At 64.8% G+C, this 15,004-nt stretch carries 14 protein-coding genes; 4 read left to right on the top strand and 10 right to left on the bottom strand.

Annotated elements, in window-relative coordinates:
• Window positions 1–1,014, top strand: a complete 1,014-nt coding sequence (locus tag AC1Q64_RS01465) for an asparaginase (RefSeq protein ID WP_492250205.1) — start codon at window positions 1–3, stop codon at window positions 1,012–1,014.
• A 97-nt stretch (window positions 1,015–1,111) separates the two neighbouring features.
• Here AC1Q64_RS01465 and AC1Q64_RS01460 read toward each other — a convergent pair whose 3' ends face one another.
• Complete coding sequence (locus AC1Q64_RS01460; protein ID WP_492250204.1) at window positions 1,112–1,729, bottom strand: hypothetical protein; 618 nt, start codon at window positions 1,727–1,729, stop codon at window positions 1,112–1,114.
• A gap of 233 nt (window positions 1,730–1,962) precedes the next feature.
• On the opposite strand from AC1Q64_RS01460, the gene AC1Q64_RS01455 reads away from it, so the two are divergent.
• Window positions 1,963–2,688: a hypothetical protein gene (locus AC1Q64_RS01455; RefSeq protein ID WP_492250203.1), complete on the top strand. Its 726-nt coding sequence runs from the start codon at window positions 1,963–1,965 to the stop codon at window positions 2,686–2,688.
• A gap of 29 nt (window positions 2,689–2,717) precedes the next feature.
• On the opposite strand, the gene AC1Q64_RS01450 is transcribed toward AC1Q64_RS01455, so the two are convergent.
• The 5 genes from AC1Q64_RS01450 to AC1Q64_RS01430 all read right to left on the bottom strand — a co-directional run bounded on the left by AC1Q64_RS01450 (window position 2,718) and on the right by AC1Q64_RS01430 (window position 8,421).
• A complete protein-coding gene (locus tag AC1Q64_RS01450) occupies window positions 2,718–3,992 on the bottom strand; it encodes an acyl-CoA dehydrogenase family protein (protein WP_492250202.1) in 1,275 nt (424 codons plus the stop codon).
• Between the two features lie 54 nt (window positions 3,993–4,046).
• Entirely contained in the window at window positions 4,047–5,132 is a 1,086-nt protein-coding gene (locus AC1Q64_RS01445) for a phosphotransferase (protein WP_492250201.1), read from the bottom strand.
• Window positions 5,133–5,178: 46 nt separating this feature from the next.
• Entirely contained in the window at window positions 5,179–5,898 is a 720-nt protein-coding gene (locus AC1Q64_RS01440; RefSeq protein WP_100410718.1) for a Crp/Fnr family transcriptional regulator, read from the bottom strand.
• Between the two features lie 183 nt (window positions 5,899–6,081).
• The gene (locus tag AC1Q64_RS01435; protein ID WP_492250200.1) at window positions 6,082–6,861 is read right to left on the bottom strand and encodes an oxepin-CoA hydrolase, alternative type; all 780 of its coding nucleotides are present in this window, start codon (window positions 6,859–6,861) and stop codon (window positions 6,082–6,084) included.
• 36 nt (window positions 6,862–6,897) lie between these two features.
• Complete coding sequence (locus AC1Q64_RS01430) at window positions 6,898–8,421, bottom strand: 3-hydroxyacyl-CoA dehydrogenase (RefSeq protein WP_492250199.1); 1,524 nt, start codon at window positions 8,419–8,421, stop codon at window positions 6,898–6,900.
• Window positions 8,422–8,587: 166 nt separating this feature from the next.
• Between AC1Q64_RS01430 and AC1Q64_RS01425 the strand changes: the two genes are divergently transcribed.
• The gene (locus AC1Q64_RS01425; RefSeq protein ID WP_492250198.1) at window positions 8,588–10,669 is read left to right on the top strand and encodes a hypothetical protein; all 2,082 of its coding nucleotides are present in this window, start codon (window positions 8,588–8,590) and stop codon (window positions 10,667–10,669) included.
• Between the two features lie 104 nt (window positions 10,670–10,773).
• Here the strand turns inward: AC1Q64_RS01425 and AC1Q64_RS01420 are convergent, their stop codons facing one another.
• Genes AC1Q64_RS01420 through AC1Q64_RS01405 form a run of 4 tightly spaced genes read right to left on the bottom strand, consistent with a single transcriptional unit; the run spans window position 10,774 to window position 13,819 of the window.
• Window positions 10,774–11,670, bottom strand: coding sequence for a thiamine phosphate synthase (locus AC1Q64_RS01420; protein WP_492250323.1), 897 nt, complete (start codon window positions 11,668–11,670; stop codon window positions 10,774–10,776).
• The gene (locus tag AC1Q64_RS01415) at window positions 11,663–12,472 is read right to left on the bottom strand and encodes a thiazole synthase (protein ID WP_291435041.1); all 810 of its coding nucleotides are present in this window, start codon (window positions 12,470–12,472) and stop codon (window positions 11,663–11,665) included. Before AC1Q64_RS01415 ends, AC1Q64_RS01420 begins: the two co-directional genes overlap by 8 nt.
• Window positions 12,473–12,491: 19 nt before the next feature.
• Window positions 12,492–12,689 carry a sulfur carrier protein ThiS gene (gene thiS / locus AC1Q64_RS01410; RefSeq protein ID WP_492250197.1) on the bottom strand — a complete coding sequence of 66 codons (198 nt, stop codon included), beginning with the start codon at window positions 12,687–12,689 and terminating at the stop codon, window positions 12,492–12,494.
• A complete protein-coding gene (locus AC1Q64_RS01405; protein ID WP_492250196.1) occupies window positions 12,686–13,819 on the bottom strand; it encodes an FAD-dependent oxidoreductase in 1,134 nt (377 codons plus the stop codon). Before AC1Q64_RS01405 ends, thiS begins: the two co-directional genes overlap by 4 nt.
• 265 nt (window positions 13,820–14,084) lie before the next feature.
• Here AC1Q64_RS01405 and thiD point away from each other — a divergent pair, with 265 nt between their 5' ends.
• Window positions 14,085–14,972 carry a bifunctional hydroxymethylpyrimidine kinase/phosphomethylpyrimidine kinase gene (thiD, locus tag AC1Q64_RS01400; RefSeq protein WP_492250195.1) on the top strand — a complete coding sequence of 296 codons (888 nt, stop codon included), beginning with the start codon at window positions 14,085–14,087 and terminating at the stop codon, window positions 14,970–14,972.
• The last annotated feature ends 32 nt before the right edge of the window (window positions 14,973–15,004 follow it).

The following is a 15,004-nucleotide window of genomic DNA, read 5'->3' as shown; positions in this document are numbered from 1 at the left end:
ATGGGTTTTGTTCCGCTGATCGAGGTGACCCGGGGCGACCTCGCCGAATGCCAGCACTGGGGCGCCGTGGCGGTGGCCGATTGCCATGGCCGTGTGCTGGCGCAGGTGGGCGACCCGTACACGGTCACGTTCACGCGCTCCACCATCAAGGCATTTCAGGCCCTGCCGTTCTTGCAGTCCGGCGGGGCCCAGGCGCTGGGCTGGGGCGTGAGCGAACTGGCCCTGCTATGCGCCAGCCACAACGGAGAGCCCATGCATGTGCAGCAGGTTGAGCGCATGCTGGACAGCGTGGGGCAGAACTACCACGTTCTGCGCTGCGGATGCCATCGGCCGCTGTTTGCGGAACTGGGCCTCGGCGTGCTGCCAGACGGATTAGTACCCGACGAGCGCCACAACAACTGCAGCGGCAAACACGCGGGTTTTGTCGCCCAGTGTGTGCAGCAGGGCTGGCCGCTCGACAACCATCTGGACCCTGCGCACCCGTTGCAGCGGGCGATTCGTGAGCGGGTGGCGCAGGCAGTGGGGCTGGCGCCTGAGCAACTGGCCATGGGCATCGATGGCTGCTCCGCCCCCAACTACGCCATGCCGCTCGCGCACCTGGCCCGGGGCTATGCGCGCCTGGCGGGTGGGGCGCCCGACACGGATCTGGACCGGAGCCTGACCGCACTGGCCGATGCCATGGTGCAACGCCCGGAGCTGGGCTCCGGCACCGGTCGGCACGACCTGGATTTCATGCGGGCAGGGCGGGGCGACTGGGTCTCGAAGACCGGGGCCGACGGGGTGCAGGTGGTGGGCAGCCGCAGCCGTGGCGAGGCCTTTGCCCTCAAGATCATGGACGGCAACATGGCGGCGCAGGTGGCGGCTGCGGTGGAGGTGATGGACCAGCTGGGATGGCTGGACCCCACCCAGCAAGAGGCACTGGCGCCGCGCAGAAACGCGGTCATCCGCAATGCCAAGGGGCTGGTGGTGGGCGGCCGCCGGCCGGTCTTTCGCTTGCAACGCGCAGCGGCTTGAGTCTGGGCGACGTCTGGGTGGCTAACGCCGGAAGTGCCGGTTCCTGCTCCCACGGCGTGTTGGGCAGAGAATTTGAGTGAAATCGGCCGGTAGCGCACTATTCATATGTGCTGGATGCTTCAAAAAATGTAGCAAAAGGCTCGGTGTCCGGCAGCACGTAGATCACCCCTGGCGCCCGCCCAAACCTGGGCGCGATGAACTGGTCGTAGAACGCTGCGGGTGCGTTCACACAGCCATAGCTGATGCGTTTTTCTCGGGTGCTGGAGCTTGCCAGGCGCTGTAGGCGGCGCTCTGCGGCGCTCACGCTGCGCACCCGGTGCAGTGAGACGGCGGCGTCGTAGTCGATCCACACAATGTCTTCACCCTGCAGGTTGCGGCCGGGTTCGGTCACAAAGCGGCCTGCAGGGGTGGTACGTTCGTGCGGACGGATGTGGGCCAGCGGCTTGGCCCCGATGCCCATGGCTGTGCGGTCGCCTGCAGCGGCACCCAGCAGCACGGGCGCGCTGCCCAGCCATTGGGCCTGGGCAGAAAACACGTGGATGCGCGCAGCGGGCTTGTCGATCACGGCAAACGGCAAGCCCTGGTGGTCGGCCGTCGCAGCGGACCAGCGCACCAGCTGGCGCACCCTGGCCGATGCGTCGTCGGGCAGCGCCAGGGCGGTCCCCGGAGCGGCCAGCGCACCAGCCACCGTGATAAGCGCAAGTCTGCGGTCCATAGAGAAGAGCATGTGGGCTGTTCAGATCGCCAAAAGTGAATGCGGCGGGGGCGCTCCGGCGCGGTGCAGCGCCCATGCGCTTGGGGAGTGGCCACACCAGCCGTTCGCCGCTTTGTCCTTCCGGCATGGTGAACCAGGTCACAGAAGGCGTTCACCCGGTTTGCCGCAGCGGCCAATGCCCCCAATAATGCCTGCATCCGTGACTTCCGCGAAGCCCAGGGCTTCGAATCACCATGCTTGACCGTCTTCGCAAAGCACTGAATCTGTCTGGCGGCGCGACTGCCACACGACCTGTGTCCAATCAAGAGGTGGTCCGGTGGGCAGCCACCCAGCGCCTGGCGATCGTGCCGCAGTCGGTAGAGGGGCATTTTGATCTGGGGGGCGACTTGGGCGCTCGTCCGTGGCGGCTGGAGTGTGGCAACCCTACGCGCGACTACGTACACGGCCTGGAGCTGCGAGGGCGCGCCGATCTGGGAGTGGACCCTGATGCGGCGGTGATGGTGCTGAACCGCCCCTTGCAGGAGTCCCTGGAGGGCAACGCCTACAACGCCATCACCGACACATTGCAGACCACGGTGAATGCCAGCCTGCCCGAGGAAATGCGCTGGCTGGCCATGTATGAAGAGGTAGCCTGGCCGGGGCTGCCGGCCTCGTTCCGTAAGCACTTTGCGGTGGTGGCCGAGCGCATGGAGACCGCGCAGCGCTGGATCCATGCGCCCGTCGTGTCTCAACTGCTCAACATAGTCGAAGGCGAGGGCGGCGAAGTGCGAGCGCAGTCGCCGCTGTTGTTGATGCTGGTACGTGGCAAGGTGTACCTGCGCATGGAGCATACCCAGCGCAGCCTGAAGGAAATCGCCCAGGCTACGCAATTGCTACTGGCGGCTGCCCAAGGGGCTTTGCAGAACCTGCCGCACCCTTCGCCTGCTGATGCACAGGCGCAGGACGCAGCAAGGCCATAGGGGCGCCGTGAGTGCGCCGTAGGTGCGCTTCAGCTACCGCGTGTCACCGGCACTGCGGCGTCGCGGCCGTAGCTGCCGTACTTGCCCAGCTCCCACTTGGCAATGGCGTTGCGGTGCACTTCGTCCGGGCCATCGGCAAAACGCAGGGTGCGCGCACCGGCGTAGGCGTAGGCCAGGGGGAAGTCGTCAGACATGCCGCCGCCGCCGTGCACCTGCATGGCCCAATCGATCACCTGGCAGGCCATGCTGGGGGCCACTACCTTGATCATCGCGATTTCGGTTTTGGCAACCTTGTTGCCGGCCACGTCCATCAGCCACGCAGCCTTGAGCGTGAGCAGACGGGCCATGTCGATCTTGCAGCGGGCCTCGGCAATACGCTCCTGCGTCACCGTCTGCTGGGCCACGGTCTTGCCAAAGGCCACGCGCGACGAAGCGCGCTTGCACATCAGCTCCAGGGCACGTTCAGCCAAGCCGATGAGGCGCATGCAGTGGTGGATGCGTCCGGGGCCCAGGCGACCTTGGGCGATCTCGAAGCCACGGCCTTCACCCAGCAGAATGTTGGATACTGGCACACGTACGTTCTCGAAGGTCATCTCGACGTGACCGTGAGGCGCGTCGTCATAGCCCAGCACGTTCAGCGGACGGATGATCTTAATGCCGGGGGTGTCGGCGGGCACCAGTACCATGCTCTGCTGTGAATGGCGGGGGGCTTCGGGATCGGTCTTGCCCATGGTGATGAACACGGCGCAGCGCGGGTCGGCAGCACCGGAGATCCACCACTTGCGGCCGTTGATCACATACTCGTCGCCCTGGCGCTCAATGCGCGTTTCGATGTTGGTGGCGTCGCTCGATGCCACGTCGGGTTCGGTCATCGCGAACGCGGAGCGGATCTTGCCTTCGAGCAGCGGCTTGAGCCAGCGGGCCTTGTTGGCATCGTCACCGTAACGGGCAATGGTTTCCATGTTGCCGGTGTCTGGTGCGGAGCAGTTGAACACCTCACTGGCCCATGGCACACGACCCATGATTTCTGCCAGCGGTGCGTATTCCTGGTTGGTCAGCCCTGCACCGGCGTAGCCCGATGCTGCGGCGCTATCGACCGGGAGAAACAGGTTCCACAACCCGGCGGCCTGGGCCTTGGGCTTGAGGTTCTCGATGGTGTTCAGCGCGCTCCAGCGCTTGCCCGCAGCCGTGTTGGCGGTCAGTTCGTCTTTGTAGGCAGACTCGTTCGGATAGATGTGGTCATCCATGAACTGGAGCAGCTTGGCCTGCAGTTCCTTGGTTTTGGGCGAGTAGTCAAAGTCCATGGGTTTCTTCTCCGTTGGTAATCGTGGGGCGGCGCTTGGCGTTGCGTCGCGTGTTCAGTCGCGCTGCGCAAACGACCAGGCCAGCTGGGCCATGGGTCGTGCGGTATCGCCTGAGGCCTTGGCCTGGGCGCTGGAGGCCGTGCCGGCCTCTACCCGCTTGGCAATGCCTTGCAGGATGGCCGCTATGCGGAACATGTTGTAGGCGAGATAGAAGTTCCAGTCCGCGCGCAAGGCTTCAGGCGTGGCGATGCCGGTACGCTCGCAGTACTTGCGGATGTAGGTGTCTTCGTCGGGAATGCCCAGCGCGCCTATGTCCAGCCCTGCAATACCGCGCCCGAGCGAGGCAGGAATGTGCCAGCTCATACAGTGGTAGCTGAAGTCGGCCAGCGGGTGGCCCAGCGTGGACAGCTCCCAGTCGAGCACAGCAATCACGCGCGGCTCGGTGGGGTGGAACATCAGGTTGTCCAGGCGGTAGTCGCCGTGCACGATGGACACATGGCACTCGTCCCGCGCGCTGGCGGGCATGTTGGCGGGCAACCACTCCATCAGACGGTCCATCTCTTCGATGGGTTGCGTGATGGACGCCATGTATTGCTTGCTCCAACGGCCGATCTGGCGGTCAAAGTAGTTGCCGGGTTTGCCATAGCTGGCCAGGCCCCGGTCCGCAAACTTCACGGTGTGCAGTGCGGCAATCACGCGGTTCATCTCGTTGTAGATGTCACCGCGCTCGGCGGGCGTCATCCCTGGCAAAGATTGGTCCCACAGCACGCGGCCCTGCATGCACTCCATCACGTAAAAGGCACGGCCGATCACCGATTCGTCCTCGCACAGCACGAACATGCGGGGCACGGGCACGTCGGTGCCGTACAGGCCACTCATCACCGCGAATTCGCGTTCGATGGCGTGGGCCGAAGGCAGCAGTTTGGCCACGGGCCCCGGCTTGGCGCGCATCACGTAGCTGGTGCCGGGGGTGATGAGTTTGTAGGTGGGATTGGACTGCCCACCCTTGAACATCTCCACCGTCAGCGGGCCCACAAAGCCCTCCATGTTCTTGGAGAGCCATGCAGTCAGCGTTTCGATGTCGAAGGCGTGCTGATCGGAGACAGGGCGGGTGCCGACGAAATGGTCAAAGTTGCTCATGGAGGGGCGGATGAATGTTCGGGCAGTCAGTGGTTGTGTAAGTGGGTCAGTTGTCGGTTTCGGCGATGCGCATCAGTGCTTCGCGGTCACGCACGACCAGGCCGCCCGGCTCGATGCGGATGGCGTCCTCGCGTTCCATGGCCTTGAGCTCCTGGTTCACTCGCTGGCGCGAGGCGCCCAGCAGTTGTGCCAGTTCTTCCTGTGCCAGTTGCAGACCGATGCGCATCTCGCTGCCGTCCGACAGGCTGGGAATACCGTAGCTGCGAACCAGATGCACCAACTGCTTGGCCAGCCGCGCGCGCAGGGGCAGGGTGTTGAGGTCTTCCACCAGGCCGTACAGCTGGCGAATGCGCCTCGCATGCAGGCGCAGCATGGCTTCGTAAAACTCGGTGTGCGCTGCAAGAATTTTCTTGAAGTCGGCCTTGGCCACGCACAGGATGGTGGTGTCGCCATGTGCATAGGCGTCGTGCGTGCGCCGGTCCCCGTCGAAGATCGCCACGTCGCCGAACCAAATGCCCGGCTCTACATACGTCAGCGTGATCTGCTTGCCCGAGATGGAGGTGGAGCTCACCCGTACCGCACCACGCGCGCACGCAATCCACTCCTCGGGCGGGTCGCCGCGTGCGGCAATGAGGCCGCCGTCCTTGAAGCGTTTGACATATGCACATCGGAGGATGTCGTGGCGTAGCGAAGGTGAAAGGGATGAAAACCAGCGACCGGAGTTGATCGCTTCACGTTCTTCGATAGTAAGAATCGGGTCGTCCATGGCCTGTCTTTTGGGTGACTAGAAACAGGCCCATTGTCGCGTCAGGGACCTGCGCAATGCGTCAGGGTTGTCACCTGCGTGTCTGCCCGTAGGCCAAAAGAAAACCCCCGGCGCTAGGTGGCAGCGTGCCGGGGGTTGTTGGGCCTGTGAAAGGGGATCTCTGCAGGCGTCTGCCGCGCAGTGCTACTCGTAGCGGGGCACACGCTTTTCAAGGAACGCAGAGATGCCCGCCTCGCCGTTGGCGTGGTGCAGGTTCTTGACGAAGTGGTCGCGCTCATGGGTCAGGTGGTGCGTGAGCTGGGCATGGGGGGCTTCGTTCAGCAGCTCCTTGATGCTGGCCAGCGCATTGGGTGCACGGGTATTGAGCTGCTCGGCCAGCGCCAGGGCTGTGTCGAGTGCGTTGCCTGCTTCGGCAATGCGGTTGACCAAGCCCAGTGCGTGCAGGCGTTCTGCGCCGATGCGGTCACCACACATGAGGATCTCGGTGGCAATCTGGCGAGGCAGGGCCTGGGCCAGGCTCCAGCTGGCCCCACCATCGGGCGACAGTGCCACGTTGCTGTAGGCCATCACAAACACGGCATTGCGGGCCGCCACGATGAAGTCGCAGGCCAGCGCCAGCGAAAACCCTGCACCAGCCGCAGCTCCCTCCACGGCCGCAATCACCGGCTTGGGGTAGGTGCGGATGGTCTCGATCCAGTTGTGCAGGCCTTCGATGCTTTGTGCCTGCACCTCTGGCGCTTGCTGGCGGTTGGCGAGCAGGCGCTGCAGATTGCCGCCCGAGCAGAACATACCATCGGCGCCCGTGATGACTACGCTGCGGATGTCGGGGCTGCTCTCGGCCACGCCCAGCGCCTCCACGCCCGCTGCATACATCACCGGGTCGATGGCATTGCGCCGCTCGGGGTTGCGAAGGGTCAGGATAAGGGTCTGGCCCTGACTGGTGCTCTGGAGTTCTGCGGGCATGGTGGTCTTCAGTGAGGTGGCCGTGGTGCTTGGCGATCAGTCTTCTTCGACATGGCTCAGGCTCAGGCCAATCGCACCCCGTCGGCGCAGCCATGGGCTGGGGCGGTAGCGTGTGTCGCCATACACGGTCTGCATGTTGAACAACACCTCCAGGATGTTGGTGGGGCCCCAGCGGTCGCCCATGGCCAACGGGCCCAATGGGTAGCCCAGGCCCAGGGTCACAGCGGTTTCCAGGTCCTTGGGGGAGCAGATGCCTTGCTGGCAGATGTCGCTGGCGATGTTGACGATGGTGGCCACCACACGCTGCGTGACGAAACCGCCGCTGTCGCGGATCACGCTCACGGCCTTGCCGTCGCGGGCAAACAGCGCTTGCGCTGCGTTGCGGATGTCCACGCGGGTGGCGGGGTTGGTGGCCAACACGCGGCGCTTGGTAGCGGCGTCGTCGATCAGCATGTCGATGCCGATGGTGCGCGCCGGGTCCAGGCGCTCCACAACCGCCACGGTGGTGATGTCAAACCCCAGCGGCGCGACCAGCGTGATGGCCTGGGGCGAGGGCGACTGGCCGGTTTCGATGGCGGCGCCCAGGTCCTTGAGCAGCTGGTACAGCTCCGCGCGGCGCGCGGCACGGGGCGAAACCCACACGGGGGGAATCTCTGCCACCACAGGCGGCGGCGCCTCTGCCGGTATCTGCGCCACGCCGTCCACGTAGCGGTAAAAGCCTTCGCCCGCCTTCTTGCCCACCACGCCGCCTGCCAGGCGCTGCGCGGTGATCACACTGGGGCGAAAGCGCGGCTCGTCGTAGTACTGGCGGTAGATGGATTCCATCACCGGGTGGGAGACGTCCAGCGCCGTCAGGTCCATCAATTCAAAGGGGCCGAGCTTGAAGCCGACCTGGTCGCGCAGGATGCGGTCGATGGTGGCGAAGTCGGCCACGCCTTCGCCCACGATGCGCAGGGCCTCTGTGCCAAAGCCGCGCCCGGCGTGGTTCACGATGAAGCCGGGGGTGTCTTGTGCCTGAACGGGGGTGTGTCCCATTTCCTTGGCATATGCGGCCAGCGCAGTGCAGATCGCTGGATCTGTCTTGAGGCTCGCAATCACCTCCACCACCTTCATCAGCGGAACAGGGTTGAAGAAATGGAACCCAGCCAAGCGTTCTGGTCGCTTGAGGGCTGCACCAATGGCTGTCACGGACAGGGAGGACGTGTTGGTGGCCAGCACTGCATCGGCGCGCACAACCCCTTCGAGTTCGACGAAGAGGGCTTGTTTTGCGTCCAGCCGTTCTACGATGGCTTCCACCACCAGGTCGCAGGCCACCAGGTCAGCCGCTGTCTTGACGGGGTGCAGCCGTGCAGTCAGCGCGCTGGCCTGCTCCGCATCAATCCGGCCTTTGGCGACCAGCTTGTCCCATTGCTCCTGCAGGGCGGTCAGGGCGGCATCGGCCGCTCCGGGGTTTGCGTCCAGCAGAAAAACCTGGCTGCCAGCCTGTGCAGCAATTTGCGCGATGCCCCGGCCCATGGCGCCAGTGCCCACGATGGCGATGTTGGGAAACTGAATTTTCATAGCGGCATTATGGCTCTGGCCTTATCTGGGACTTATGTGCAAGAATCCTCCGGACCGAAAAACAGAATTGATTGTGAAAATCCGTAACACCATTTTTGGACCAGGATTGTGGGCGCTTGCGGCCGGTGCTTCGGCGCTGTCCCTGGGCAATGGTAGTGGTACGGTCGTGTTGGGCGCACCTGTCGACCTGTCTTTCGAGTTGCAGCCCGACCCTGGAACGGATGTCGCCTCTTCTTGCGTCACGGCCAAGCTGGTGGCGGGCGACAACGTCATCAGTGACAACAAGGTGCGCGTAGTCCCCTTGCCCGAGGTGCGTGGGCGCCCTTCGGGGGTCCGCGTGCTGGCCTCTGTGTCGCTGGATGAACCGGTGCTCACCGTTACCCTTTCCGCAGGCTGCAATGGCAAAACCACACGCAGCTACACGTTCCTCTCTGATTTGCCAACGACCGTTACCCGGTCAGCCTCTGCATCGCCGGTGGATTTGGCGCGGCTTCCAGCCGTAACCTCTGGCGCTGCCGACGCATCCACAGCGACGGCTGGCATGACGCAGTTCACCAGGCCCGGAGACAAGGTGTCCGCTGCTGCAAAGGCCGTGCGAATGCCCGCTGCAGGCAGCCGCACACCGGATTCTGCAACTGCCGCGCGGCCTCCGACGCGTGTAGGCACTGCGGCACCCGGCAAGTCGGTGGTGGCCGCTGCACCCGCCGCACGTTCCCGTCTGGTGGTTGAGCCCCTGGATACCTGGTTGGAGAGCCCTGTGGCGTTGCGCTCCACAGCACAGTTGCCCACGGCGCCGTCCGAGGACATGTCCGCCCTGCGCGCCCAGGCCGCCGCGCTGTGGAAGTCCCTGAACGCACAGCCGGAAGACTTGCAAAAGGACGGCGATCGGCTGAAGGCGCTGGAATCGGACGCCGCCGCGCTGCGTGCCCAGGCCGCCAAAGACCGTGCTGCCGCCGGCCAGTTGCAGCAGCAGCTGGATCTGATGGAGCAGGAGCGCTTTCCCGCGACGGTGGTGTACGCCCTGGGAGGTTTGCTGGTCCTGGCGTTGGCGGGCGTGGCATGGATGTGGTCGCGGGTGCGCAGCGCCTCTGACAAAGCGGTGCGGTCGTGGCGCGATTCCGTGGCCTTGGGCGCACGTGCCGATGCAGCATCGGCGCATGACGAGGTAGTCGGTCTCACGCCCCATCCCGGCGACACCTGGCTGCCGTCAGAAACTCAGCCTCACGCCGTCGCCGCGAACCCCGAGTCTGGCGCCGCGCCCCTCCACAAGGCGGCCCCGGCGACGGTGGAACCCCGCTTTGTGGCGACCAGCCCGGCAGCAAGCGCTCCCGCTCCCTTGCAGGCCAAGTCCGTATCTGCGCCACCAGCGGCCTCAGTGGTGCCCCACATCGTCAACCCCGAAGAGCTGTTTGACATCCAGCAGCAGGCCGAATTTTTTGTCTCTGTGGGCGAGCACCAACAGGCGATAGAAGTTCTGAAGAATCACATCGCCGAGCATCGCGAGACTTCTCCGCTGGCCTACCTGGAGCTATTGCGGCTGTATCACACGCTCAGCCGCGTGGATGAGTTTGCGCAACTGCGCACGCAGTTCATGCAGTCATTCAACGCTCAAGTGCCAGAGTTTGTGGGGTTTCAACGCACGGGCCGCATGCTGTACCACTACACCGATGCGCTTGCCGAGATCGAGGCCGAGTGGACGACGCCTGAGGTGCTGGGTTTGCTGGAGAAGTTTCTGTTCCGTCGCACAGGTGCCGAGGCGGTGGAGCCGTTTGATCTGGCCGCCTATGACGATCTGTTGCTGCTGTTAGCGATTGCACAGACCACGCCCGCCAGCGCGCGTGGTGCTGCGCCGCCGCGCAAGCGGACGACGCCGCTGGCACCGCCCCGGTCCGACACCCTGGTGGCCCCTTCAGGTCCCGCAGCTACGCCGCTGCACGACGACCTTCCGCTCGATTCGCTGGCAGCCAGCCTGGAGTTCGAATTCGCGATGAAGGCTCAGCAGGAGACAGAGCCTGCGCCCTCTGCCGCAGTCGCCTCCAATCCTCCTACGGCCATTGGCGAGGATACGCTGGGTATTCCGCTCGACCTGGACCTGTCGGACCCGCCACACCTCACGCTGAGCGATTTGCCCCCGGTGCCCGTGACATCGCCGCCGCCAGCGGGTCAGCCCGTCGGCTTTGGCATGGAGAACGATCTCATGGAGCTGCGCCTCGAGCTGGAGCAAATGAAGAAAACCGACCGCAAGTAAACCTGCCGTCTGGCGGTTTTCCAGCCAGCGCTGCGTCTTTCTGAGCGGTGGCTATCTATACTTGCAAAGCCATCAGCGCATCAGCGCATCAGCGCATCAGCGCATCAGCGCATCAGCGCCATCAGCTGCGCGGCCGATGTTTCAGGGTTGTGCGCATTGACCAAGGCCCGTACCACGGCCACAGAACCCACGCCGGTACCCAGTACGGCGGGGAACTGTTCGGCACTGATCCCTCCGATAGCCACTTGCGGGTAGTGGCGCATCAGTCGTGCATACACCCCCAGCCTGCCCACGCCCTGGGGTGCGGTGGCCATTTTTTTCAATGTTGTGGGGAACACGGCACCCATGGCGATATAGCTGGGTCCCACGGCATCGGCACGCACCATTTCGGCATACCCATGGGTACTCACCCCCAGGCGCAACCCCGAGCGGTGGAGCGTCTGCAGTTCCTGGGCGGTGAGTGCATCCAGGTCTTCCTGGCCCAGATGGATGCCGTAGGCGCCTGCTTCGATGGCGTCCCGCCAGTGGTCATTGATGAATAACAGTGCGCCCGTGCCTTGCACCGCAGCGACGGCGGCGTTGATTTCGGTCCGGATGGCATGGGCATCGTCCGACTTGAAGCGCAGTTGCACAGTGGGCACCCCTGTGCGTGCCATACGGCCCACCCACTGGGCGTCGGGCAGAACGGCATACAGACCCAGATGCTGTGGGCAAGCGGCAAACTGCTGGGCGCGGGGAAGGTTCTGCAGGCCAAAGTCCTGGGGCTCGTCCGGCCATTGGTCGGGCTGTGCACTGCCAGTGCGAAGTGCGCGAGCCTGCCAGGCGCGGGCCAGGCATTCAGCGTCGTGGGCAACAAAGCCCAACGCACTGCAGGCCTGCAATGCAGCCAGGTAGGTGGGGTCTTGTGATGTGGGGGTAGGCACCGGCTCGGGCGCAAACCCGGCAAAGGTACCTGCGTGGTACGAAACGATGGCTTGCGCCAGGGCAGTGATATCACGCATGGGCATGGTGCCAGAACGGTGTGCCCAGCACGGGCGTGCTGGGCTGGGCGGCATCTTGCGCTGACATGGCGCCTGCCACGCGCGCGGCACGCCCCGCATTCACTGCGTCCGCGAACGCGCCAGCCATTGCCACAGGGTCTTGTGCCAGTGCCACGGCGGTGTTCAGCAACACGCCGTCGTAGCCCCATTCCATCACCTGGCAGGCGTGCGAAGGCAGACCCAGGCCGGCATCCACCAGCATGGGTACATCTAGGCGCTCGCGCAGCGTCTGCAGGGCGTAGGGGTTGACGGGACCACGCCCCGTGCCAATGGGCGCGGCCCAGGGCATCACGGCCTGGCAGCCCACGTCCACCAGGCGCTGGCACAGCACCAGGTCTTCGGTGCAGTAGGGCAGCACCTGAAAGCCGTCTTTGATGAGGTGTTCGGCTACGCCCACCAGATTCAGCGTGTCTGGCTGCAGGGTGTAGTCGTCGCCAATCAGTTCCAGCTTGATCCAGGGGGTGTTGAATACCTCGCGTGCCATTTGCGCGGTAGTGATGGCTTCTTGTGCGCTATGGCACCCAGCGGTGTTGGGCAGTACGGGCACATTGAGCTTGCGCAGCAATTCCCAGAAGCTGCTGCCGCTCTCGGCAGGGTTGCTGCCCTGGCGGCGCAGGGAGGCGGTGACCATGGCGGGCCGGGCGCGCAATACGGCGGCTTCGAGCACGGCGGGCGAGGGATAGCGCGAGGTGCCCAGCAACAGGCGGCTGTGGAAGGTCTGGCCGTACAGGACCAGGGCGTCAGGGCTTGAAGACTGTGTCATGGTGAAGGAAGAAAGAGGCTCAGCCGCCCGTCACGGGAGAGATGACCTCCACGCGATCACCGTGTTGCAGGGGGTGTGCGGCGTAGCGGGTGTTGGGCACAAAAGTGGTGTTCACTGCCACGGCAAACGGGGGCCGCGCTTCGATGGCGGCCACGGCATCGGCCACGGTGGCGCCTTCGGGCAGTTCGTGCGGGACTTGGTTGATCGAGATGTTCATGCAAATGCGGGGGCTGCAACGCCGGTCGGGGTTGGAGCGGTGGTCTCCAATTCCACCCGGAGGTCAAAACGTTTGGACAGGGCCGATTGTCCAGTGTTCAGCACCTCCAAGGTCACATCCAGCATTGCGGGTGAGATCATGAAGCCGTGGCGGTATAAGCCATTGATCTCCAGAACGCCCGGGCGGGTCTGGCGGATGGCGGGCAGGTTGTCGGGCAACGTCGGCCGGCACTGCGTGGCCAGCTCCAGAATACGGCCCTCGGCAAAGCCGGGGTGCACCGCATAGGCGGCGCTCAGCAGTTCGAGGGTGGAGCGTACGCTGGCGGGGGACCGGTCGTCGGACTCGATCTCGGTGGCGCCAATCACGAACAGATGGTCTTCTTTCGGCGCAATGTAGATGGGGTAGCGTGGGTGCACCAGCCGTGTAGGGCGCTGCAGTGTCACGTCAGGCGCATGGATGCGGGCCACTTCGCCGCGCACGCCGCGCAAGGCGCTCCACTGACCCCTGGCGCCCAGGCCCCGGCAGTCAAGCACCCACTCGGGGTGGCCCGGTGCGCCGGGCGTGAAGGCCTCGGGCGACTGGGGCGTGTGCCAGTGCGTGCGCACTGCCAGCCGCTCCATCTCCACCACCAGTGCCGCCAGCAACTGGCGGTTGTCCAGCTGGCCTTCGCCGGGCAGGTAAAGGCCCTGGGCAAAGCGGTGCGCCAGCGACGGCTCCACCTGGCCCAATGCATCGCTGTCGAGCTTTTGCAGGGCCGGCAACTCGGGCAGGGTGCGCTGGTTGGTTTCGAGCTGGCGGGTGAAGCGCTGGGCTTCGGCCGCGTCCTGGCGGTGCCACACGATCAGCGTGCCAGCCTGCTGAAAAAACACGGGCTCTGACAGTGCGCCCAGCAACTCGGGCCAGCGGGTCAGCGCATGGTGGCCCATGCGCACCACGCCGGGTTCGGTGATCGCGGACTCTGCCAGTGGGGCGAGCATGGCCGCTGCCACGGTGGCGGCCGAGTTTTCTGCTGCGGGGCTGCCCGCGTCATAGATGTCCACACGGTGCCCCAGGCGCGCCAGTTCCACGGCCAGCAGACGGCCCATGAGGCCTGCGCCCAGGACGGCAAAGGAAGAAGGTTGAAGTGACATAGCTCCGTCGGTGTGTCCGTGTAGTGGCATGCAGCCATGGACAAAACGGGGGCACCGTTGGTGGAAACTCCCCACGCCAGCATGACCTGGATCGGGTAGCGGGGCTGCTGCGTTGGCCGCAGTGCACAGGGTTCTGCGCTGGCCCCAGGGTATTTCTCAGTCGCACACCCTATGGTGGGACACCCCTGTTTCGTCCTGAAAATGAATTACAGCACAACCCCCGGTGACGCTGCCTTGACCTGGCGCATAGGCCATAATTTTTGCCATGACTTCACAGACCTCTTTGCCCTCAACGGGCCGCCGCTATGCACGCGTGCTTTCCATTGCCGGGTCTGACAGTGGCGGCGGCGCGGGCATCCAGGCCGACCTCAAGACCTTCAGTGCCCTGGGCTGCTACGGCATGACCGCCATCACCGCCATCACGGCCCAGAACACCTGTGGGGTGACGGGTATCCATGGCATTCCGCCCGAGATGCTCAGGGCCCAGATCGACGCTGTGGTGCAGGACATCGGCGTGGATGCCGTCAAGATTGGCATGCTGCACTCGCCCGAAGTGGTGCGTGTGGTGGCCGACGCCATTCGTTCCTATCAGCTGCCGCATGTGGTGCTGGACCCAGTGATGGTGGCCACCAGTGGCGATCGTCTGATTGCCCAGGAGACGGTGGCGGTGCTGGTGAACGAGCTGTTCCCGCTGGCCGAAGTGGTCACGCCCAACCTGGACGAGGCCGGGTGGCTGCTGGGGCGCAGCATCGAGGGCGTGGAGGCGCTGGAGCTTGCCGCGCAAGACCTGCTGCGCCTGGGCGCCCGTGCCGCGTTGCTCAAGGGCGGACACTTGCCGGGCGACTGGGTGGTGGATGTGCTGGCCGTGCAGGGCGAAGCGCAGGGATACCAGCTGCAGTCACCACGCATTGCCACCCACAACGGGCATGGCACGGGGTGCACCCTGTCGTCTGCGATTGCCGCCCACTTGGCTCTGGGCCTGCCGCTGCAGCAGGCTGTGGAGCAGGCTCGGGCCTACATCCTTGGAGCCATTGCTGCAGGGGCAGACGTCACCACCGGGCGCGGCCACGGCCCCCTCAACCACGGCTATGCGCCTGTGGCGCAGCGGGTGCTCTTGCCGGCGGTTTGGGCTGTTTTGGGGCTCAAGCGCTAGTCAATCAAGCGCTGAATGCTCATTTTTTGATA

The organism is Acidovorax sp. GW835-FHT14G06, assembly GCF_058793595.1.
Note: the sequence above shows the minus strand (reverse complement) of the source record. Positions and strands in the feature narration are given on the sequence as shown.

Excerpts from the sequence above, each read along its gene's own strand:
- AC1Q64_RS01465 (WP_492250205.1), top strand. The coding sequence starts at position 1 with ATGGGTTTTGTTCCGCTGATCGAGGTGACCCGGGGCGACCTCGCCGAA.
- AC1Q64_RS01460 (WP_492250204.1), bottom strand. The coding sequence starts at position 1,729 with ATGGACCGCAGACTTGCGCTTATCACGGTGGCTGGTGCGCTGGCCGCT.
- AC1Q64_RS01455 (WP_492250203.1), top strand. The coding sequence starts at position 1,963 with ATGCTTGACCGTCTTCGCAAAGCACTGAATCTGTCTGGCGGCGCGACT.
- AC1Q64_RS01450 (WP_492250202.1), bottom strand. The coding sequence starts at position 3,992 with ATGGACTTTGACTACTCGCCCAAAACCAAGGAACTGCAGGCCAAGCTG.
- AC1Q64_RS01445 (WP_492250201.1), bottom strand. The coding sequence starts at position 5,132 with ATGAGCAACTTTGACCATTTCGTCGGCACCCGCCCTGTCTCCGATCAG.
- AC1Q64_RS01440 (WP_100410718.1), bottom strand. The coding sequence starts at position 5,898 with ATGGACGACCCGATTCTTACTATCGAAGAACGTGAAGCGATCAACTCC.
- AC1Q64_RS01435 (WP_492250200.1), bottom strand. The coding sequence starts at position 6,861 with ATGCCCGCAGAACTCCAGAGCACCAGTCAGGGCCAGACCCTTATCCTG.
- AC1Q64_RS01430 (WP_492250199.1), bottom strand. The coding sequence starts at position 8,421 with ATGAAAATTCAGTTTCCCAACATCGCCATCGTGGGCACTGGCGCCATG.
- AC1Q64_RS01420 (WP_492250323.1), bottom strand. The coding sequence starts at position 11,670 with ATGCGTGATATCACTGCCCTGGCGCAAGCCATCGTTTCGTACCACGCA.
- AC1Q64_RS01415 (WP_291435041.1), bottom strand. The coding sequence starts at position 12,472 with ATGACACAGTCTTCAAGCCCTGACGCCCTGGTCCTGTACGGCCAGACC.
- thiS (WP_492250197.1), bottom strand. The coding sequence starts at position 12,689 with ATGAACATCTCGATCAACCAAGTCCCGCACGAACTGCCCGAAGGCGCC.
- AC1Q64_RS01405 (WP_492250196.1), bottom strand. The coding sequence starts at position 13,819 with ATGTCACTTCAACCTTCTTCCTTTGCCGTCCTGGGCGCAGGCCTCATG.
- thiD (WP_492250195.1), top strand. The coding sequence starts at position 14,085 with ATGACTTCACAGACCTCTTTGCCCTCAACGGGCCGCCGCTATGCACGC.